Annotated in this window: 21 protein-coding genes; 18 read left to right on the top strand and 3 right to left on the bottom strand. The window is 35.7% G+C overall.

Annotated features, from left to right (window positions below):
- The first annotated feature begins 8 nt into the window (after positions 1 to 8).
- The 7 genes from rpsP (at position 9) to ABS911_RS02300 (ending at position 3,473) form a co-directional block, all read left to right on the top strand.
- The gene (rpsP, locus tag ABS911_RS02330; protein ID WP_023177665.1) at positions 9 to 281 is read left to right on the top strand and encodes a 30S ribosomal protein S16; all 273 of its coding nucleotides are present in this window, start codon (positions 9 to 11) and stop codon (positions 279 to 281) included.
- Between the two features lie 13 nt (positions 282 to 294).
- Entirely contained in the window at positions 295 to 537 is a 243-nt protein-coding gene (khpA, locus tag ABS911_RS02325; protein ID WP_350466112.1) for an RNA-binding protein KhpA, read from the top strand.
- Positions 538 to 658: 121 nt separating this feature from the next.
- Complete coding sequence (rimM, locus tag ABS911_RS02320; protein ID WP_350466111.1) at positions 659 to 1,174, top strand: ribosome maturation factor RimM; 516 nt, start codon at positions 659 to 661, stop codon at positions 1,172 to 1,174.
- Positions 1,174 to 1,923: a tRNA (guanosine(37)-N1)-methyltransferase TrmD gene (gene trmD, locus ABS911_RS02315; protein WP_350466110.1), complete on the top strand. Its 750-nt coding sequence runs from the start codon at positions 1,174 to 1,176 to the stop codon at positions 1,921 to 1,923. Before rimM ends, trmD begins: the two co-directional genes overlap by 1 nt.
- A 168-nt stretch (positions 1,924 to 2,091) precedes the next feature.
- Positions 2,092 to 2,439 (top strand): 50S ribosomal protein L19, encoded by a 348-nt coding sequence (gene rplS, locus ABS911_RS02310; protein WP_013710634.1) that lies wholly within the window; start codon positions 2,092 to 2,094, stop codon positions 2,437 to 2,439.
- Positions 2,440 to 2,576: 137 nt separating this feature from the next.
- On the top strand, positions 2,577 to 3,008 hold the full coding sequence (locus ABS911_RS02305) for a hypothetical protein (RefSeq protein WP_035022582.1): 432 nt from the start codon (positions 2,577 to 2,579) through the stop codon (positions 3,006 to 3,008).
- 42 nt (positions 3,009 to 3,050) lie between these two features.
- Complete coding sequence (locus ABS911_RS02300) at positions 3,051 to 3,473, top strand: OsmC family protein (RefSeq protein WP_350466109.1); 423 nt, start codon at positions 3,051 to 3,053, stop codon at positions 3,471 to 3,473.
- 74 nt (positions 3,474 to 3,547) lie between these two features.
- On the opposite strand, the gene ABS911_RS02295 is transcribed toward ABS911_RS02300, so the two are convergent.
- Positions 3,548 to 4,039 (bottom strand): YajQ family cyclic di-GMP-binding protein, encoded by a 492-nt coding sequence (locus ABS911_RS02295; RefSeq protein WP_350466108.1) that lies wholly within the window; start codon positions 4,037 to 4,039, stop codon positions 3,548 to 3,550.
- Positions 4,040 to 4,205: 166 nt separating this feature from the next.
- On the opposite strand from ABS911_RS02295, the gene ABS911_RS02290 reads away from it, so the two are divergent.
- Entirely contained in the window at positions 4,206 to 5,102 is an 897-nt protein-coding gene (locus ABS911_RS02290) for a YitT family protein (protein WP_350466107.1), read from the top strand.
- A gap of 68 nt (positions 5,103 to 5,170) precedes the next feature.
- On the opposite strand, the gene ABS911_RS02285 is transcribed toward ABS911_RS02290, so the two are convergent.
- Complete coding sequence (locus ABS911_RS02285) at positions 5,171 to 5,983, bottom strand: Cof-type HAD-IIB family hydrolase (RefSeq protein ID WP_350466106.1); 813 nt, start codon at positions 5,981 to 5,983, stop codon at positions 5,171 to 5,173.
- Between the two features lie 136 nt (positions 5,984 to 6,119).
- On the opposite strand from ABS911_RS02285, the gene ABS911_RS02280 reads away from it, so the two are divergent.
- The 3 genes from ABS911_RS02280 to clpB all read left to right on the top strand — a co-directional run bounded on the left by ABS911_RS02280 (position 6,120) and on the right by clpB (position 10,048).
- A complete protein-coding gene (locus tag ABS911_RS02280; RefSeq protein ID WP_350466105.1) occupies positions 6,120 to 6,881 on the top strand; it encodes a prolyl oligopeptidase family serine peptidase in 762 nt (253 codons plus the stop codon).
- 85 nt (positions 6,882 to 6,966) lie between these two features.
- Positions 6,967 to 7,296, top strand: coding sequence for a metal-sulfur cluster assembly factor (locus ABS911_RS02275; RefSeq protein ID WP_350466104.1), 330 nt, complete (start codon positions 6,967 to 6,969; stop codon positions 7,294 to 7,296).
- A gap of 139 nt (positions 7,297 to 7,435) precedes the next feature.
- Entirely contained in the window at positions 7,436 to 10,048 is a 2,613-nt protein-coding gene (clpB, locus tag ABS911_RS02270) for an ATP-dependent chaperone ClpB (RefSeq protein WP_350466103.1), read from the top strand.
- Positions 10,049 to 10,094: 46 nt separating this feature from the next.
- Here the strand turns inward: clpB and ABS911_RS02265 are convergent, their stop codons facing one another.
- Positions 10,095 to 10,283 (bottom strand): YjzD family protein, encoded by a 189-nt coding sequence (locus tag ABS911_RS02265; protein ID WP_350466102.1) that lies wholly within the window; start codon positions 10,281 to 10,283, stop codon positions 10,095 to 10,097.
- 194 nt (positions 10,284 to 10,477) lie between these two features.
- Here ABS911_RS02265 and dnaE point away from each other — a divergent pair, with 194 nt between their 5' ends.
- The 7 genes from dnaE to ABS911_RS02230 all read left to right on the top strand — a co-directional run bounded on the left by dnaE (position 10,478) and on the right by ABS911_RS02230 (position 21,046).
- Complete coding sequence (gene dnaE / locus ABS911_RS02260) at positions 10,478 to 13,816, top strand: DNA polymerase III subunit alpha (protein WP_350466101.1); 3,339 nt, start codon at positions 10,478 to 10,480, stop codon at positions 13,814 to 13,816.
- A 218-nt stretch (positions 13,817 to 14,034) separates the two neighbouring features.
- A complete protein-coding gene (pfkA, locus tag ABS911_RS02255) occupies positions 14,035 to 14,997 on the top strand; it encodes a 6-phosphofructokinase (RefSeq protein WP_350466100.1) in 963 nt (320 codons plus the stop codon).
- 59 nt (positions 14,998 to 15,056) lie between these two features.
- Positions 15,057 to 16,814: a pyruvate kinase gene (gene pyk / locus ABS911_RS02250; RefSeq protein WP_350466099.1), complete on the top strand. Its 1,758-nt coding sequence runs from the start codon at positions 15,057 to 15,059 to the stop codon at positions 16,812 to 16,814.
- A gap of 222 nt (positions 16,815 to 17,036) precedes the next feature.
- On the top strand, positions 17,037 to 17,945 hold the full coding sequence (locus tag ABS911_RS02245; protein WP_350466098.1) for a CvfB family protein: 909 nt from the start codon (positions 17,037 to 17,039) through the stop codon (positions 17,943 to 17,945).
- An 87-nt stretch (positions 17,946 to 18,032) separates the two neighbouring features.
- A complete protein-coding gene (xerD, locus tag ABS911_RS02240; RefSeq protein WP_350466097.1) occupies positions 18,033 to 18,923 on the top strand; it encodes a site-specific tyrosine recombinase XerD in 891 nt (296 codons plus the stop codon).
- Between the two features lie 92 nt (positions 18,924 to 19,015).
- Positions 19,016 to 20,185, top strand: coding sequence for a phosphopentomutase (gene deoB, locus ABS911_RS02235; RefSeq protein WP_350466096.1), 1,170 nt, complete (start codon positions 19,016 to 19,018; stop codon positions 20,183 to 20,185).
- A 39-nt stretch (positions 20,186 to 20,224) separates the two neighbouring features.
- The gene (locus ABS911_RS02230) at positions 20,225 to 21,046 is read left to right on the top strand and encodes a purine-nucleoside phosphorylase (protein WP_350466095.1); all 822 of its coding nucleotides are present in this window, start codon (positions 20,225 to 20,227) and stop codon (positions 21,044 to 21,046) included.
- The last annotated feature ends 178 nt before the right edge of the window (positions 21,047 to 21,224 follow it).

The following is a 21,224-nucleotide window of genomic DNA, read 5'->3' as shown; positions in this document are numbered from 1 at the left end:
TAAGAAATATGGCAGTAAAAATTCGTTTAAAACGCATGGGATCAAAAAGAAATCCTTTTTACCGTATCGTAGTTGCAGATTCACGTTCTCCACGTGATGGACGTTTCATCGAAACTGTAGGAACATACAACCCAGTTGTTGATCCAGCAGAAGTAAAAGTGGACGAAGAAGCAGTATTAAAATGGTTAGCTAATGGTGCTCAACCTTCTGATACAATTCGTAACATCCTTTCAAAAGAAGGCATTATGAAAAAATTCCATGAATCAAAAAACACTAAATAAAAGGATGTTTTCTATGGCTGACATAAAAGATTTAATTCTTACAGTTGTGAGTCCTCTTGTAAGTCATCCGGATGATTTGGCAATTGCTTTAGTAGAAACTGAAGAGTTTTTAGATTATCAATTGTCTGTTCATCCTGAAGATGTTGGACGAGTAATTGGAAAAAAAGGTCGCGTAGCAAAAGCTATTCGTACAATTGTTTACAGTGTTAGAGTTCTTGGACCCAAACGCGTAAGATTGACAATTGCCAATAGCTAAATTCCGGAAAAGAAATCATTTCTTCAATAAGAGATGGTTTCTTTTTTTATAAATGATTTTATTAGACATCCAGCTGAATAGATACTTAAATGAAAAAATTAATTGTAAATGAGGGAACGCAATGAAAACATTGTATAATGTAGGGAAAATTGTTAACACACAAGGGATAAAAGGGGAAGTTCGAGTTATTTCAAAAACTGACTTTCCTGAAGAAAGATACAAAAAAGGGTCTACGTTATCCTTATTTCAAGATGGCAAGTTAGTAACGGATTTAACTGTTGCAAGCCATCGTAAACACAAGAATTTTGATATCCTATCTTTTGAAAACCACCCAAATATCAATGATGTAGAAAAATACCGTGATGGCATATTGAAAGTTAGTGAAGATCGCTTAACAGAATTGCCAAAAAATGAATTCTATTTGCATCAAATAGTAGGATTGACTGTACAAGATGAAGAAAAAAATATCATTGGGAAAATCAGCGAAGTAATGTCTCCAGGTGCTAATGACGTATGGGTAATTGAACGTCCGAAAAAGAAAGATCTACTGATTCCATATATTGAAGAGGTCGTATTAGAGGTTGATTTAGAAAATCAAATGGTAACGATTCATATGATGGAAGGGCTAGATGATTAATGAAAATTGATGTTTTAACATTGTTTCCACGAATGTTTCAAGGACCATTGACCGAATCCATTATTGGAAAAGCAATTGATAAAGACCTACTACAAGTAAATGTGATGAATTTTAGAGACTATACAGATAATAAGCACCAGAATGTAGATGATTATCCGTATGGCGGCGGTGCAGGAATGTTATTAAAAGCGCAGCCTATTTTTGCTGCCATAGATGCAATCAATGAACAGGCGCCTGATACTAAAAAGCGAGTGATCTTATTAGATCCTGCTGGTGTTCCGTTTACTCAAGCGGTAGCGGAAGAACTGGCAGAAGAAGAACATCTAGTATTTATTTGTGGTCATTATGAAGGTTATGATGAACGAATTCGGTCATTGGTAACGGATGAAATTTCGCTAGGGGATTATGTTTTAACCGGTGGAGAACTAGGCGCCATGGTGATGATCGACGCAACGGTACGTTTGTTACCAGAAGTTTTAGGAAACGATCAATCAGCTAAAACGGACTCTCATTCCACTGGATTATTGGAACATCCACAATATACTAGACCAGCTGAGTATCGTGGTATGAAAGTTCCTGATGTGATCATTAGCGGAAATCATAAAAAAATAAAAGAGTGGCAAGACAAAGAATCCATCAGACGTACAATGGAAAGACGTCCGGATATGCTTGAAAAAGTTTTATTAACAGCTGAACAACAAAAATATTTAGAAGAACTAAAAATGGAAAAAGAAGCTTCTAAAGAATAAAGAAACCAAGTTTATCAGAGTTTTTTCTGAGAAATAAGGAAATTTACTTTACACCCTTTAGTGCTTATGTTAGAATTATTTGGTGAGCGGGTAAAGCCTGCCATTAAAACGATGTTCCGCTGTATCCATATGTGATATATGAAGGTTTGTTGGAAGGAGAAAAACATAATGAGTAATTTAATTGAATCAATCACTAACGAACAATTACGTGAAGACATCCCAGCTTTCCGTCCAGGAGATACTGTACGTGTTCATGCTAAAATCGTTGAGGGTACTAGAGAACGTATCCAATTATTTGAAGGTGTTGTAATCAAACGCCGTGGTGCTGGAGTTAGCGAAACTTACACAGTTCGTAAAATTTCTAATGGAATCGGCGTTGAACGTACATTCCCATTACACTCACCACGTGTTGCTCAAATCGAAGTTGTTCGCTTTGGTAAAGTACGTCGTGCTAAATTGTATTACTTACGTGCATTACACGGTAAAGCAGCTCGTATTAAAGAAATCCGTCGTTAAGATGATTTTTTTAAGTTCTAACTCTCCTGAGTTAGAACTTTTTTTGTTTTCTTAAATACGCTGTTAATTATGAATAGAGTACGTTATAATTGAAAATGAAAAAGCGATTAGAACTTAAAAAAGTGGGGTATTGTAGAGTGAATAAAGCATTAGTAAACTTTGAAGCCATCTTGAAGGCAAAACATGTGCCTTTAGCTAAGAAAGAAATAAAAAATGGACAAATTTTGTATAATGGTAAATTTAAACTGAATGATCAGCAAGCTTTGCCATTTGGGGTTGTTTTTGATAATAAAGAAGAAGGCATCATTGATTTTCAAATTGTGTACCATAAACTAGCTTATGTAACGAATTTTGATGCAAAACAAAAAGTGTTAGAAGTTTTAAATGAATTAAATGAAATGAAAACAGGTTATTATCGTGTTTGTCTTGCTGGAGATGGGGAAATTTATATGAGACTTCTTTCACGGACAACAGAAGATGTAAGAGCAGCTTATGAAATGATGATCGTAGGATCCACGATTGCTAAAAGTATCCTTCCTAAAATAGAAGAAGCTGTAGGGAAAAAATAATTTTAGTAGAATCGTTATCATGAATAAGAGAGTAGGGATTTCATGAAAGACCGCAAACCGTTATTTCATGCTGAGATAGTCAACGAAACAGGCGTGAATGGTCAAGCATTTGTAAAAAATGGCGGATTGAATGTTAAACTGTCCAGTCCCTTAAGTGATGAGGAAGGCACAAATCCCGAAGAATTACTTGGATTATCTTTTAGTACGTGCCTCAATGCTACGATTCAATCCTTGTTGAAAGCCAGAGGAAAAGAGAATGAAAGCCGCGTTGAAGTTCATGTTGACTATATGCGTGAACCCAATGGAATCGGATTTTTCTTTAATGTAGAAGCTTTTGCAAAAATTGAGGGGCTACCCTTTGAAGAAAGCGAAGAAATCGTGAAAGAAGCTGAAAATCGTTGTCCGGTATCTAAATTGTTGGTAGGAAGCCAGACAGTTTCTGTAACAGCGGTTGAACAATTTTAAATAAAAACGCTAAAAAGACCTTCAAGTTCATATTTGAAGGTCTTTTGCATTTTACTCACTAAAAAAGTGTCGAACTATCTGTAATTGATAAATTGCAAATCAATTGGGAGATCTGTATCTCTTAATAGAGCAATAACTTGTTGCAGATCATCACGATTTTTACCGGTTACTCGTATTTGATCGTCTTGTATCTGAGTTTTAACTTTAATACCAGATTTTTTAATCAATTGAGTAATCGTTTTTGCGTGTTCTTTATCAATTCCATTAACTAAGTCAGCGAATTGGCGCACATTTCCTCCAAAAGCTTTTTCAGTTGAAGAATAGTGGAGATTTCTGGTAGGAACGCCTCTTTTAACCAATTTATTAGACAATACGTCTTTTACTTGCTCTAATTTGAAGTCGTCATCTGAAACTAAAACCAATTTTTCTTTTTCTAATTTGATCTCGCTGATGGAGCCTTTAAAATCAAAACGATTGGCGATCTCTTTTGTTGCCAACTGAATGGAATTTTTTATCTCTTCCATATTCATTTCTGAAACGATATCAAAACTTGCTTCTTTTGCCATAATTCTTTCCTCCTTCTACATTGTGCTCTTAAATTGTACCACAAAGACGTGTGTAGGAGAAGGAAACGGATACAAATGAGAGCGTAATGAATAAAAGTATTTTTTGCTTTCCTTATAAAGAAAAACTTGTTATCCTTGTTTGATTAAGTAAGTAGGGGGTTGCCAAATGACAAAATTAAAAACACCAAATTTTTGGATCGAACACACAAAAAAAATCTTTTTTATCTTTTTTGCAGCCATTACAAATGCAATAGCTATGAATAACTTTTTAATTCCCTCTAATATTTATGCATCTGGGATTAATGGAGTATCGCAATTATTAGCAGATATTCTTGGAAGCAGTTCAGGAATTGTCATTGATACAGGTATCCTGATTCTCGTATTTAATATCCCAATCGCAATACTTGGGTGGTTTAAAGTAGGGAAAAACTTTACATTATATAGTTTTTTAACCTCTATCTTAATTTCATTTTTCATCATTCTCTTGCCGGTTAATCCATTAACGACTGATCCTATGATGAATGCTTTATTTGGAGGTATTATCAGTGGAGCCGGAATTGGATTTGCTTTGAAATACGGTTTTTCAACTGGTGGAATGGATATTATTTCAATGGTGCTAGCTAAAACAACGGGGAGATCAATTGGCACCTTAACATTTGCCATGAATTTGTTGATTGTTTCGTCAGCTGGTTTTTTATACGGATGGGAATATGCGTTGTACACATTGGTATCGATTTACGTCATGACTAAAGTGATTGATACGATCCATACTAGTCATCAAAAAGTTACGGCCATGATCGTGACCAATGAACCGGATGCTTTAGTAAAAGGTATCCATGAAAAATTAATCAGAGGCATCACTATTATTCCTGCCAAAGGGGCATATTCAGGAATGGATCGTTCTATTTTAATGGTGGTTATCACTCGTTATGAAATGTATGAACTCGAACAAGCGGTCAGGGAAGCTGATGCTTCAGCGTTTGTTAATTTTATGGAAACGAATAAAGTGTTAGGTGAGTTTTGGAGTTCTGATCGACAAAAGGAATCTCAATTAAAGAAATAAAGTAAGACAAGGAACCATTCCTAATGAATGACTCCTTGTCTTTTTTCACGTTTAATTAAAGGAAGAAACTAGACTAATTTAAAGTAATTTTCTAAATAATGAGCCAAGCCTTCTTCATTATTGGTTTTTTCCGTTACATCATTTGAAATGTGTTTTAAAGTATCGATTCCATTTTTCATTACTACGCCATGTCCTGCATATTGAATCATTTCATAATCATTGTCTTCATCCCCAAAAGCAATAATATCTTTTTGTTTGATACCATATACTTGAGCAATGCGTTCGACACCTAATGCTTTTTGTACACCTGCTGCTACGATTTCTAAACAAGGCGTTTGTCCGCCCCAAGTTCGAATTTCGACTGAATCGCCATAACGAGCTGAGATTTTTTCAATGATATACGCTTGATTTTCTTTATCTGTAAATACACAAACAGCAGTAGGGTCTTCTTTTAAACTAGAAGATGTTAGTTTTGAAGCGCCTTTTTTTCCTTCTGGAAAGAAATCACTATAAGGAACGAAATAGTTATCCGCAAAAACCGTATCTCTGAGTTCAGCTGCAATTAAGTGGATATCTAACTCTTTTTTTAACGTTAGCATATCTAAGGCAATTTCACGATCTAATGTTTTGTGGTATTGTGATTCCCAATTTAATTGGTCTGGCAAATGACACAACGCTCCGTTAAAGTTAACCATGGGCGTTTCCATACCTAATTGAGTATAAAACTGTTTGCTGTTTCTATAAGGTCTGCCGGTTACGATTGAAACAAGGTGACCCGCATTTCTTAAAGTTGTGAGAACATTTTGTGTTCTTACTGAAATTTCCGAACGATTGTTCAATGTAGTGCCATCTAAATCAAGAGCAATTAATTTTTTATTCATCAAAATCCTCCGACTATTCTTCATTTGTCTTTATAAAAGCTTCTATGTTTCTTTTATGCTACACTTATCGCATAGAACCTTTACGAATAGTGTACCACAAAGTCTATAAGAATAAATATAGAAAGAGGTTAGATAGATGATAACGGTAAAACAGGAGAATGTGAATGGTATCCCTATATTAGAAGTTGTTTCAACAGAAAGTATAAATGAAACTTTACCAACTGTTGTTTTTTATCATGGATGGACAAATTTTAAAGAAAGCTCTTTAGTCCATGGGTATGAAATCGCCAAAAAAGGATTTAGAGTATTAATTCCTGAAGCTTATTTACATGGAGAAAGAAGTCAAGGAGCACCAGTAAACGAAAGAAGCATGGAATTTTGGGATGTTGTCCAACATAGTCTAGTGGAATTTCCATCCATCATCGACCATTATGTAAAAGCGGGATTAACAGATCCTAGTCGCATCGGTGTGTCTGGCCTTTCTATGGGCGGCGTAACAACTTCAGCTTTATTGACGCAATATCCTTGGATAAAAACAGCGGTTGTCTTGATGGGAAGTCCTGCACCGATTCCATTTTCTAAATGGTTATTGACCTCAAAATGGCAACAAGGGGTAGAAATCGATTTTGAGTCAGAACAATTTGCTCCTGCTATTGAATCGTTAAAAGCTATTTCACTCGATTTACAACCTGAAAAAATTGATGGCAAATTTGTTCACTTCTGGCATGATGAAGATGATGATTTAGTGCCTTATCAACCCACTTTTGATTTTTATAAAAAAATTAAAGATCAAGATTATGGACAACATATGAGTTTTACAACGACAGAAGGACATGGTCATCATGTCCCTTATATGATTTCGGTTGAAACAGCTGAATATTTCAACAAACATTTATAAAAAAATCACAATCTCTCGTTGAAATGATTTACTTTGCCTCTGATAAGAGGTAAAATAAAGTCAAAAATGAGAAGGTGGTTACCCAATGGAACCAACTAGTGAAGATCGTATAGAAGAGCTTAAAGGACGCATAATGACAGCTTTGGAACAAGTTATAGATCCAGAACTGAACATTGACATCGTCAATCTAGGATTAGTTTACGCTATTGAATTGATAGATGAAAATCACTGTGTGATAAAGTTAACGTTAACTACAATGGGTTGTCCATTAGCAGATACTATTACTAATGATATTATGACAGCTATGCAATCAATCCCTGAAATTACTTCAACTGAGGTTAAGTTAGTCTGGTATCCTGCTTGGGATACTAGCAGAATGAGCCGTTATGCAAGAATTGCGTTAGGCGTTAGATAAAAAAAGTTTACTCTAATAACAGCTGAAAGTAAGTTCTGATCCTATAAGTCCAAAAAATTTAAAAATTCAATCATTTTAGTTTGACCTTTACTGACTAATTGAATATAATAAAATTAGAAAAAATCAAGGAGGGGTTCCAATGGATATAGAAAAAATGACCACTACGATGCAGCAAACCCTTGGTGAAGCTCAAAGTATTGCCGTAACGAGAAAACATCAAGAAATTGATCTTCTCCATTTATGGAAAGTATTTTTGACTCCTGATCATTTTGCACGTGGACTTTATCAATCTCTCGGAATCGATACAGATGATTTTGAATTTTTTGTAGACCAAGAATTAGACAACTACCCAACTGTGGAAGGCTCAAATGTTCAATATGGACAAGGAATGAGTCAAAATTTATATCGGTTGCTAACTGAAGCAGATGCGCTGAGGGCTGAATTTCAAGATGATTTCCTTTCAACCGAAATCGTTTTGCTAGCGCTTATGAAATTGAAGAACCATAGTTTAACAAAATATTTAACCAAAAATGGATTAACTGAAAAAGCATTAAAAGCTGAAATTGAAAAGATAAGAGGAGGAGATCGCGTGACCTCACAAAATCAAGAAGAAACCTATCAAGCACTTGAAAAATATGGAACAGATTTGGTTAAAGCAGTAAGAAGTGGAGATCAAGATCCGGTTATTGGAAGAGATGATGAAATTCGTGATGTGATTCGTATTTTATCTCGTAAAACAAAGAATAATCCTGTACTGATTGGAGAACCTGGTGTCGGTAAAACGGCGATAGTAGAAGGTTTGGCTCAACGGATCGTTCGAAAAGATGTTCCCGAAAATTTAAAAGGAAAAACTATTTTTTCATTAGATATGGGCGCATTGATCGCGGGAGCTAAATACCGGGGTGAATTTGAAGAGCGGTTAAAAGCAGTCTTAAAAGAAGTGAAAAAAAGTGAAGGACAAATCATCTTATTTATTGATGAGATCCACACTATTGTAGGTGCCGGTAAAACAGAAGGCAGCATGGATGCAGGAAATCTATTGAAGCCTATGTTAGCTCGTGGCGAATTGCATTGTATTGGCGCAACGACACTAGATGAATACCGGAAATACATGGAAACGGATAAAGCGCTGGAAAGACGCTTCCAGAAAGTACTTGTTGATGAGCCAACAGTAGAAGAGACCATCAGTATTTTAAGAGGGTTAAAAGAACGGTTTGAAATTCACCACAGTGTAAATATTCATGACAATGCTTTAGTTGCTGCTGCAACGTTATCCAACCGTTACATTACGGATCGCTTTTTACCGGATAAAGCCATCGATTTGATAGATGAAGCTTGTGCAACGATTCGAGTGGAAATGAATTCACGACCTACTGAATTGGATCAAGTTTCGCGTCGTTTGATGCAGCTGGAAATCGAAGAAGCAGCGTTGAAAAAAGAGAAAGATGATGCTAGCATCCGAAGATTAGAGATCATCCAAGAAGAATTGTCTAATCTACGTGAAGAAGCCAATCAGTTGAAAATGAAATGGGAAACTGAAAAAGAAGAAGTCGCTAAATTGCGTAACAAACGTGCTGAAATTGAAAAAGCCCGTCATGAGTTAGAAGAAGCTGAAAGCAACTATGACTTAGAACGTGCAGCTGTTTTAAGACATGGACAAATTCCTGCTTTAGAAAAAGAACTGAAAATGCTAGAAGAGGAACAACTAGCTGCCCAAGGCAATTCAATCAGACTTGTACAAGAATCGGTAACGGATGAAGAAATTGCCGTCGTTATTGGTCGAATGACGGGTATTCCTGTTAGCAAGTTAGTTAAGGGAGAACGCGAAAAATTGATGTACTTAGATACGTCATTAAGTGAACGCGTCATCGGTCAAGATGAAGCGGTACAAAGTGTATCAGATGCAGTTATCCGAGCTCGAGCTGGTATCCAAGATCCTAATCGTCCACTAGGTTCATTTCTGTTTCTAGGGCCTACTGGGGTAGGGAAAACTGAATTGGCTAAAGCTTTAGCCGAAAACTTATTTGACTCACAAGATCATATGGTGCGGATCGATATGAGCGAGTATATGGAAAAACATACTGTTTCAAGATTGATAGGAGCGCCTCCAGGTTATGTTGGATATGATGAAGGAGGGCAATTGACCGAAGCAGTAAGAAGAAGTCCTTATACTATTGTCTTGTTAGATGAAATCGAAAAAGCTCATCCGGATGTATTTAATATTTTGTTACAAGTATTAGATGATGGACGCTTAACTGATTCTAAAGGCAGAATGGTCGACTTCAAAAATACGGTTTTAATCATGACAAGTAACATTGGTTCTGGTCTATTGTTGGAAGGTACGGATGAACAAGGGCAAATAAAAGAAGCGACGAAAGAACAGGTGATGTCATTGTTAAAAACATCCTTTAAACCAGAGTTCTTAAATCGAATCGATGATACGATTTTATTTGCACCACTTAGCATACAGGTTGTGAAGAAGATCGTTCTCAAATTAGTACAAAATTTGTCAGAACGTCTAGCAGAACAAGATATTGAACTGACTATTTCAGAAGAGGCACAAATATGGATAGCAGAAAAAGCTTACGACCCAATGTATGGTGCAAGACCGTTGAAGAGATTTATTACTAAAGAAGTAGAAACACCTTTGGCTAAAGGGATTATTTCTGGAGAGATCCCACCAAAATCCAAAGTAACGATTACATTAAAAGAAGATCAATTATCCTATGAGACAGTGATATTCGAGGACTAACAAAAAAAGACATTCGTTAGAATGTCTTTTTTTGTTTATAAAAAGCTTATTTAGCTGCATGTCCGTGTTTTTGATTAGGAAAAGACTTGGCAATTAAAATAACCATAACGCCAATGAATAATCCAATAGCAGATGCTGTAACAAAGTCATACGAGCCGCTTGATAATGAACTACCAATGTAATTTACAGCTTGTCCTATAAGGAATCCCCAAAATAATGTCACTAAATATTTCATGATATAACCTCTCTTCTTTTACTCGTTCATTTTAGCACTTTCAAAAACTTTGTAAAGCAAAAGTAAGTGGGTTTTTTTGGTCTTCGTCTACTTTAAGATAGTGCAGCAAGAATAAAAGTTCTTTTTAGAAGGTTTGCGTATACGAATCTTAGAAGGGTATAATAGATAGTAATGAGTTAGAATGGGGTGACAAAATGTCATTTGTACAATTACAAGTTATTAGTTCTTATAGTTTATTACAAAGTACAACTTCAATTGAAGAGCTAGTGGTCAGAGCAAAAGAAAGAGGTTATCAAGCGATTGCTTTAACCGACCACAATGTCTTATATGGAATGGTCGACTTTTATAAAATGTGCAAAAAACATCAGATCAAACCCATTTTAGGGTTAACGTTAGATGTTGGCGGCATTGTAAATAACGATGAGACGTATTCAATTATTTTATTAGCTAAAAATGCTAGAGGCTATGAAAGTTTGATGGCTCTTTCAAGTGAAAAAATGTTATTAGCTGAAAATGAACGCCTTACAATTGAACAAATAAGTCAATATAGTCAAAATTTAATCGCAGTAACACCTGGAGAAAAAGGGGAAATAGAAACCTTTTTACTTCAAGACGAAAAAAAATCAGCAACAACAGTGGTAAAAAAATGGCAAACTGCTTTTCCTGAGCAACAGTTTTATCTTGGTATACAGTTGCATCAAAAACTTAAACCAATCAAAGATGCAGTAAACGAACTAGCAAATGAAACGAACACTTTAACAGTTGCTATGCAAGATATACGATATATGGATTCAACTGACGACTTTGGCACTACAGTATTAAGAGCGATCAATAAGGGAGAGATCCTCTCCAATCAACAGGAAGCTGAAGAAGGCGAGTATTATTTGCCTGAAAGCAATGAGGTAGAAAAGCTATTTAAAGATAACGACTTGGAACAAGCTGCTCAACGAACCAACGAGATAGCTGGAATGATTGATGCAGATATATCCTTGCATCAACAATTGTTGCCAAAATTTCCTTTACCTAAAGACACAGTGACAACGGAATTTTTAAAAGAACAATGCCTAAAAGGGTTAACGTTGAGAGTAACTCAACCAGATGAGCGATACACAAAGCGATTAGATTATGAGTTAGCCGTTATCCAAAAAATGGGATTTGAAGATTACTTTTTAATTGTGTGGGATGTTATGGCTTATGCTCATAAAGTAAAAATTGTTACGGGTGCAGGCAGAGGTTCAGCAGCTGGATCTTTGGTGGCTTATTTGCTGGAAATCACAGATGTTGATCCAATTGAGTACAATTTATTATTTGAACGGTTTTTGAATGAAGAACGGTATACAATGCCTGATATAGACTTGGATTTCCCTGATAATCGACGTGAAGAAATTTTGCATTATGTAAAAAATAAGTATGGTCAAAATCATGTTGCTCAGATAGCTACTTTTGGAACATTAGCAGCTAAAATGGCTCTAAAAGATGTAGCACGAGTATTTGGGCTAAGCCCTTCAGAAGCAAATGTGTGGTCAAAAGCCATTCCAAAAATATTGGGTATCACTTTAGAAAAAGCCTATAAAGAATCAGCAACACTCAGGAAATTAGTTGAAGAAAATGATAAAAACAACTTGCTATTTAAAACAGCCAAAAGAATTGAAGGTTTGCCTCGACATATTTCCACACATGCAGCAGGAATCGTTATCAGTGATAACCCACTAACTCAGTATGTTCCTTTGCAAAAAGGTGGAGGAGAAATTCTATTAACACAATACCCGATGGGAAATGTAGAAGAAATCGGGTTGTTAAAAATGGACTTTTTAGGATTGAAAAATCTAACGATTATTGACAGTACGCTAAAAATTGTCCAAAGGGAAACTGGAAAACGCTTGGATCTTTTGACTATTCCAATGCAAGACCAAGAGACTCTGCAATTATTCCGTCAAGCAGATATGGTGGGAATTTTTCAATTTGAATCTACTGGAATAAAAAACGTTCTTCGTAAATTAGAGCCTTCTTCAATCGAAGATATCGCAGCCGTAAATGCTTTGTATCGTCCAGGCCCAATGGAACAAATCGATACATTTATTAAAAGAAAAAAAGGTGTCCTTTCCATAGAATACCCTCATGAAAGCTTGTCAGAAATATTAGCGGTCACTTATGGTGTAATGGTATATCAAGAACAAGTCATGCAGGTAGCTGCCAAAATGGGTGGGTACACATTAGGTCAAGCGGATATTTTAAGACGAGCGATCGGGAAAAAACAAAAATCAATTATTGATAAAGAGAGACACCATTTTATTTCTGGTGCAAACCAATTAGGCTACACTAAAGAAGTGGCCATGCAGGTTTATGATTATATCGAACGATTTGCGAATTATGGGTTTAACCGTTCCCATGCAGTAGCTTACTCATTCATTGCGTATCAGATGGCCTATTTAAAAGCGCACTACCCAAATGCTTTTTTTGTGGCGCTATTAAATTCAGCCCTAAATAGTTCTGCAAAGATGAAAGAATACATTATTGAAGCAAAGAAAAGAAAAATAAAAGTTATTCCACCTAATATCAACACGAGTTTTAGCGGATTTACATTAACTGAAAAGGATATTTTATTTGGTTTCAATTCAATCAAGGGATTAAGAAGAGATATGATTGTCGAAATGATCCAAAATCGAAAAAGCGATGGGAAATATTTAGATTTGATTGATTTTCTCAAAAGATTAGATAAAAAATGGTTGAAGCCAGAATACATTAAACCCTTGATCTACGCAGGAGCATTCGATCAATTTGATTACACTAGAGGGGCTCTTTTAGCTTCGGTTGATGGAATTGTTCAAAGTATAAAAATGAGTGGAAACAATATTGATTTATTTGAATTATTAAAACCCAAATATGAATTTGCTCCAGATTTAACGCTTGAAGAAAAATTAGAAACAGAAGAACAGTACTTAGGCACGTATTTGTCAGGTCACCCAACTGAAAAGTATGATCAGCTGAGACAATGGAAACAAGTTGAGTACACAAGCGAGTTGACTGTTGGAAAAACAAGTAGAATTATAGGTATGGTAAAAAATGTGCATAAAATCCGCACGAAAAAAGGCGAGTCCATGGCTTTCGTAACAATTAGTGACACTTCTGGAGATTGTTCGCTCACGCTTTTCCCAACAAAATATCGTCAATTTATTGATCTTCTTAATAACGGGTCTATTTTATATGTTTCTGGGAAAGTTGATTCAAAACGAGAAGATACGCCTCAAATGATTGTCAGTCAAATGGAAGATGTTGAGAGAGTAATGGACAGTTATACTACTAAAAAGTGTTTTATACGGATACAAGAGGTGCAAAATACCAGTGACACCTTAGAAAACATGAAAAGAATAATGATGAAGGCAAAAGGGAATATACCGGTCGTTCTCTATTATGTACAAACAAATAAAAAAATCGTTTTAGCAGAAGAAAATTGGATCCATGATACACCTGAATTAATAGAACAATTGGAAGAGTTACTAGGGAAAGAAAATGTTGTGATTAAAAATAGTTAAATATAAGTATTTTTTTAATAAAAACTGATTTTTAAAAAGACAAGACGTTATAAAAATGGTAGAATAGCAGTTGAGCTTATGTTTGTAAGTTTGAAGAAAGAATGATTTGTGCTAGAATATATATGTGTAATGAGTAAAAAGATTTTTTAGATGATACTAGTTATGAGTTGTTTAGAAGAGCTGTTTTACTTTAATCTATTTTATGAGGTGAAGTCAATATGAAACGTATCGCTGTTTTGACAAGTGGTGGAGATGCTCCAGGAATGAATGCAGCTATTCGAGCTGTTGTACGTAAAGGTCTTTATGAAGGTATGGAAGTATATGGTATTAACTATGGCTATGCTGGTTTGGTAGCTGGTGATATACGTAAATTAACTCGTAGAGATGTAGGTGATAAGATCTCGAGAGGTGGAACTTTTCTCTATTCTGCTCGTTATCCTGAATTTGCTACTGAAGAAGGTCAATTAAAAGGTATTGAACAACTAAATAAATTTGGGATTGAAGGTTTAGTAGTTATTGGCGGAGACGGTTCTTATATGGGAGCTGCTGCGTTAACTAGACACGGCTATCCAACTGTAGCTTTACCAGGTACAATCGACAACGATATACCAGGTACTGATTTCTGTATCGGATTTGATACGGCTATTAACACTGTATTAGATTCTGTTGATAAAATCCGTGATACTGCAACAAGTCACGTGCGCACTTTCATTATTGAAGTTATGGGACGTAATGCAGGGGACATCGCATTATGGACTGGTGTAGCAGGAGGAGCAGAACAAATTATTATTCCTGAAACAGAATTTAATATGGAAGAAATTTCAAGCACGATTCAAAAAGGCCGTGAACGTGGGAAAAAACACAGTATCATTATTTTAGCTGAAGGCGTAATGAATGGAAACGACTTCGCAGATGAATTATCAAAATTTGGTGATTATCAAGCTCGTGTTACAGTTCTAGGACATGTTCAGCGTGGAGGTTCTCCAACTGCTCGTGACCGAGTATTATCAAGTGTTTTTGGTGCGAGAGCTGTTGACCTGTTAAAAGTTGGTAAGGGCGGATTATGTATAGGAATTGTAGACAATAAAATTGTTGAAAATGATATTGTTGAAACCTTGAAAACAAAAAAACATATGCCTGATGTCAGCTTATACAAATTAAATCAAGAAATATCTTATTAAACGAATTACAAACTTTAAAAAAATTGTAATAAAAAATTGCTGTTGGGAGAGATAATAGAATGAAAAAAACGAAGATTGTATGTACGATTGGTCCAGCAAGTGAAACAGTTGAACAACTGGTTCAAATGATAGATGCAGGTATGAATGTAGCCCGCTTAAATTTTTCACATGGTGATTTTGAAGAGCATGGTGCACGTATCAAAAACATTCGCGAAGCCTCAAAACGTACTGGCAAAATGGTAGGAATTCTATTAGATACAAAAGGTCCTGAAATGCGTACACACAACATGAAAGATGGTCGTGTGGATTTTGAAGCAGGAGACGTTGTTCGCATCTCAATGACAGAAGTTGAAGGAACAAAAGAAAAATTCTCAATCAGTTACCCTGAATTGATCAATGATGTAAACCCTGGAACTCACATCTTATTAGATGATGGTTTAGTGGATCTTGAAGTAACAGACTTAGACCATGCAAATGGTGAAATTGTTGTTTTAGTTAAAAACCCAGGAACATTGAAAAACAAAAAAGGTGTTAACGTACCAGGAGTATCTGTTAACTTACCAGGTATTACTGATAAAGATGCTGCTGATATTCGTTTTGGTTTAGAAAATGATATTGACTATATTGCTGCAAGTTTCGTACGTCGTGCAAGTGATGTATTAGAAATCACACAAATTCTTGAAGAAGAAAACATGACTCACGTTCAAATTATTCCTAAAATTGAAAACCAAGAAGGCGTAGATAACATTGACGAAATCTTGAAAGTTTCAGATGGATTAATGGTTGCACGTGGAGACTTAGGAGTTGAAATTCCTACAGAAGAAGTTCCTATCGTTCAAAAAGCCCTTATCCAAAAATGTAATCAAGCTGGTAAACCAGTTATCACAGCTACACAAATGTTAGACTCAATGCAACAAAACCCACGTCCAACTCGTGCGGAAGCAAGTGACGTTGCAAATGCTATCTTTGATGGTACAGATGCTATTATGCTTTCTGGAGAAACTGCTGCTGGGGATTACCCTATTGAAGCTGTACAAACTATGGCACGTATTGCTATTCGTACAGAAGAAGCATTAGTAAACCAAGATGCATTTGCATTAAAAGCTTACAGCCAAACAGATATGACTGAAGCTATTGGTCAATCAGTAGGACATACTGCTCGTAACTTGAACATTCAAACAATTGTTGCAGCAACTGAATCTGGACATACTGCACGCATGATTGCAAAATATCGTCCAAAAGCTAACATTGTTGCTGTTACGTTTACAGAACGTCAAATGCGTGGTTTAGCATTAACATGGGGAGTTTCTCCAGTAGTTTCTGAAAAACCTGGTTCAACTGATGATATGTTTAATCTAGCTACTAAAATCGCTCAAGAAACTGGATTTGCTTCTGCAGGAGATTTAATCATCATTACTGCTGGTGTACCAGTTGGAGAACGTGGAACAACTAACTTAATGAAAATCCAATTAATTGGAACTAAATTAGCTAGTGGTCAAGGTGTAGGATCAGATGCTGTTATTGGTAAAGCAACTGTCGCAACAAGTGCTGAAGAAGCAAATAAAAACGCTGTTGAAGGTGGAATTTTAGTTGTTAAAACAACAGATAAAGACTACTTGCCAGCAATTGAAAAATCATCAGCTTTAGTAGTAGAACAAGGCGGTTTGACTAGTCATGCAGCTGTTATTGCTATTGCAATGAGCATTCCTGTAATTGTGAATGTTGAAAATGCAACAACACTTATTGAAAATGATGAATTAATTACTGTTGACTCACGTCGCGGAATTGTTTATCGTGGAGCTACAACAGCAATCTAATCACAATTAACTAAACAAAACTCTCTTGAGGATTGATTTTAGATCCGATAGGGAGTTTTTTTGAGTAATTTATTATTTAGTTTACATAAAAAAAATATGGTAAACTTGCTTTGGATAAATTGTTCCTTACTTCCCATCTTCTTCTTTTTCCTATAAAATGAAGGAGATGGATCAGTAGAACAAAAATGCAAAGATTATTTTGAAACTTATGGAGGAAAAAATATGAATCAATCATTAGGAAAAGTTATTACAGGTCTTGTTACAGATGTAAACGAGGATGCGTTTTTTGTACAAAAAGATGGAGTAACCTATAAATTAGATAAAGCAGAAGGAATGGAGTACAAACTTGGAGATACCGTTGAAGGTTTTGCTTATATCTCAATGGATAAAGACTTTATGTTGACTCAAGACATACCTAAAGCTCAAGTTGGACATTACGCATGGGGAACGGTTATAGATACACGTAAAGATCTAGGTGTATTTGTAGATGTAGGCTTACCCGATAAAGAATTAGTTGTTTCACTTGACGAGTTGCCTACAATTAAACAACTGTGGCCTAAAAAAGGTGACCGTTTACTGATAACAATAAAAGTAGATGATAAAGACCGTATGTGGGGAGAACTAGCAAGTGATGAAGTATATCAATCACTAGCAAAAAAAGGAACAGAAGAACTAATCAATCAAAATATCAAAGGAACAGCTTACCGTCTGAAAATGATTGGAACTTTTATTTTGACAGAAGATAATCAAATTGGATTCATTCATCCTTCAGAACGTAAAGACGAACCGCGTTTAGGAGAAGTTGTATCAGGACGTGTTATTGGTGTTAGACCAGATGGTGTTATAAATGTTTCCTTAATGCCGCGTGCTTATGAAGCTATCGGAGACGACGCTGCAATGTTGATGGCCATATTAGAAAGAACCAAAACTGGAAGCTTCCCTTATACCGACAAAAGTTCGCCAGAAGACATTTCTGATCGATTTGGAATCAGCAAAGGTCAATTTAAGCGTGCTATTGGCAATTTAATGAAACAACGTTTAATCGTGCAAGAAGATGGCGAAACAAAACTTGTTGCACCCGTAACTAAAGTAGAAAATGAAGAAGATCAAATAGAACTAGATAATGAATAAACTAAAGAAGGCAGTTCACAAAGTGTTCTTGCCTTCTTTTTGTGTTTCACTCAGGATAGTATTTTTAATGAGATAGAGGTGAAGAAATTGAATGAAGATATAGAAGAATATATACGTTTTCTTACAATCGAACGAGGTCTTTCAAAAAATACAATTGAAAGCTATAAAAGAGATATCAGACAATACTTGATTTTTATTGAACAAATCAAGGTAACCGAATGGAATCAAATTGATCGATATACTGTGTTGTCATTTTTGCAGGATTTAAAAGAAAAAGAAAAATCAGCAGGTACTATTATTCGAATGGTTTCTTGCCTAAGACAATTTCATCAATTTTTAAAACAGGAACAAATATCTCAAAGTGATCCGATGTTACATATTGACACACCAAAGAAAGCACAAAAATTGCCAAAAGTATTGTCTATTAAAGAAGTAGATCGTTTAATAGAAACTCCGAATACAGGAGAGACACTAGGATTAAGAGATCGTGCAATGCTTGAAGTGATGTATGCAACCGGTTTGCGAGTTTCTGAATTAACAGAATTGAAATTAGATGATTTGCATTTATCACTTGGATTGATTCAGACGATTGGTAAGGGTGATAAAGAACGAATTATTCCCTTAGGCGATCTGGCAATCACATGGATTGAAAAGTATTTGCGGTATAGCCGGACAAAATTAGAAAAAGAAGGTCAGCGTTCACCGCACTTATTCCTAAACCATCATGGGCGTAAATTAACCAGACAAGGCGTATGGAAAAACTTGAAAATAATCGTAAAAAAAGCTGGGATAGAAAAAGAAGTGACACCTCATACGTTGCGTCATTCATTTGCGACACATTTATTAGAAAATGGTGCTGATTTAAGAGTGGTACAAGAGTTGTTAGGTCATTCAGATATCTCCACAACTCAAATATATACTCATATTACCAAACAAAGGATGTCAAGCGTTTACAAAACCTATCATCCCAGAGCTTGAAAAATAAAGTATTCAGAGTTTTACTCGCTTTCTTGTGTACTTTTTACTATAATGAAACTGTAGAAACCTATTATTAGGAGGATGAAAAACGAATGTCATATAAAAGAGTGCATTTAATCGTTATGGATTCAGTCGGTATTGGAGAAGCGCCTGATGCTGATAAATTTAATGATTTAGGAAGCGATACTTTAGGTCATATTGCGCAAGAAGCTGGCCTAACGATACCTCATCTAGAACAATTAGGGCTTGGAAACATTAAACCGTTGAAAGATGTTCGCAGTGTGGCAGATAGTCTAGGGTATTATACTAAACTAGAAGAAGTATCAGTAGGTAAAGATACTATGACTGGCCATTGGGAAATTATGGGGCTGAATATTCAAACTCCCTTCCGTGTTTTCCCGGAAGGTTTTCCAGATGATTTATTAAAAAAAATTGAAGACTTTTCTGGCCGTAAAATTGTAGGAAACAAGCCTGCAAGTGGGACAGCTATCCTTGATGAATATGGACAGCACCAATTAGAAACAGGAGATTTGATTATCTATACTTCAGCAGATCCTGTGTTACAAATTGCAGCTCATGAAGAAGTTATCCCATTAGAAGAGTTATACCGTATTTGTCAATTTGTAAGAGATATTACAAAAGATGATCCTTATATGATTGGTAGAATTATTGCTCGCCCATACATTGGAGAACCGGGTAATTTCACAAGAACAAGTGGACGTCATGATTATGCGTTAGATCCTTTTGGAAAAACTGTCTTGAATCATTTAAGTGAAGCTGGCAAAGAAGTGATCGCAATCGGTAAGATCAATGACATCTATAATGGAAAAGGCATTACTGATTCTGTACGTACGGAACACAATATGGATGGTGTGGACAAATTGTTGACCATTATGGACAAAGATTTTGAAGGCCTTAGTTTCTTGAATCTTGTTGATTTTGATGCCAAATTTGGGCACCGTCGCGATGTTGTTGGCTATGGTCAAGCAATAGATGAATTTGATGATCGAATTGATGAGATCGTTGGGAAATTAAAAGAAGACGATTTACTGTTGATTACAGCTGACCATGGAAATGATCCGACAGCTCCTGGAACAGATCATACAAGAGAATATGTTCCTTTACTAGCGTATTCCCCATCCATGAAAGGGCATGGCGAAATTCCTCAAGGACACTTTGCAGATATTGGAGCAACTATTGCAGAAAACTTCAATGTTCAAGATACTGGTTTTGGGAAGAGTTTCTTAAAGGAATTAAACTAAAAGGAATTAAACTAAAAAAAGAATTAATGGAGGACGGTTATGACTACCGCAATTTTAAATAAAGTAAATGAAGCAAAAAATTATATCCTCGAAAAAGGCGTTCAAGATATCGAGATCGGTTTAATTTTAGGATCAGGATTAGGAGAATTGGGCGACGAAGTTGAAAATGCAATTGCAATTTCTTATGGTACAATTCCTCATTTCCCTGTTTCAACTGTAGAAGGACATGCTGGACAATTAGTCTATGGAACACTTGGTGGTAAAAAAGTACTAGCTATGCAAGGGCGTTTTCATTTTTATGAAGGCTATTCTTTAGAAGAAGTAACTTTTCCAATCCGTGTAATGAAAGCCTTAGGTATTCATTCGTTAATTGTTACGAATGCAGCTGGTGGAGTCAACACTGACTTTACACCTGGGGAATTGATGATGATTACAGATCAAATCAACTATACAGGCACAAATCCTTTAATTGGACCAAATGATGCCTCTATGGGTCCACGTTTTACGGATATGAGTCATGCCTATGATTTAGCGTATCAAGAAACTGTCCGTTCTGTAGCGAAAGATATGAATATCGATTTAAAAGAAGGCGTTTATATCGGATTTTCTGGACCTACTTATGAAACACCTGCAGAAATAAAAATGGTTCGTCTTTTCGGAGCAGATGCAGTAGGAATGTCAACCGTTCCTGAAGTTATAGTAGCAAAACACGCTGACATGAGAGTAATCGGTATTTCGTGTATCACTAATTTAGCAGCAGGGATGCAAGCTCAATTAAATCATGAAGAAGTTGTTGAAACGACTCAACGTGTTAAGCATACGTTTAAAGCTTTTGTAAAAAATATCCTTTCAGAAATATAATCAGAAAAATACAAAGAGAAACTGTGAAAAGCTATGGTTTATTAGCCGTAATTTTAATCAGTTTCTCTTTTGTTCATCTCTTGAGTAGGTTGGAGAATGAGGCTTTTTATACGTATTAAAGGGATAAGCCTACATTGAGAAATGCTTTATTTTGTGTTAAAGTAAATAAAGCAAAAAT

This window comes from Carnobacterium sp. (genome assembly GCF_040274425.1).
This window is presented reverse-complemented; position numbering and strand designations above follow the sequence as displayed.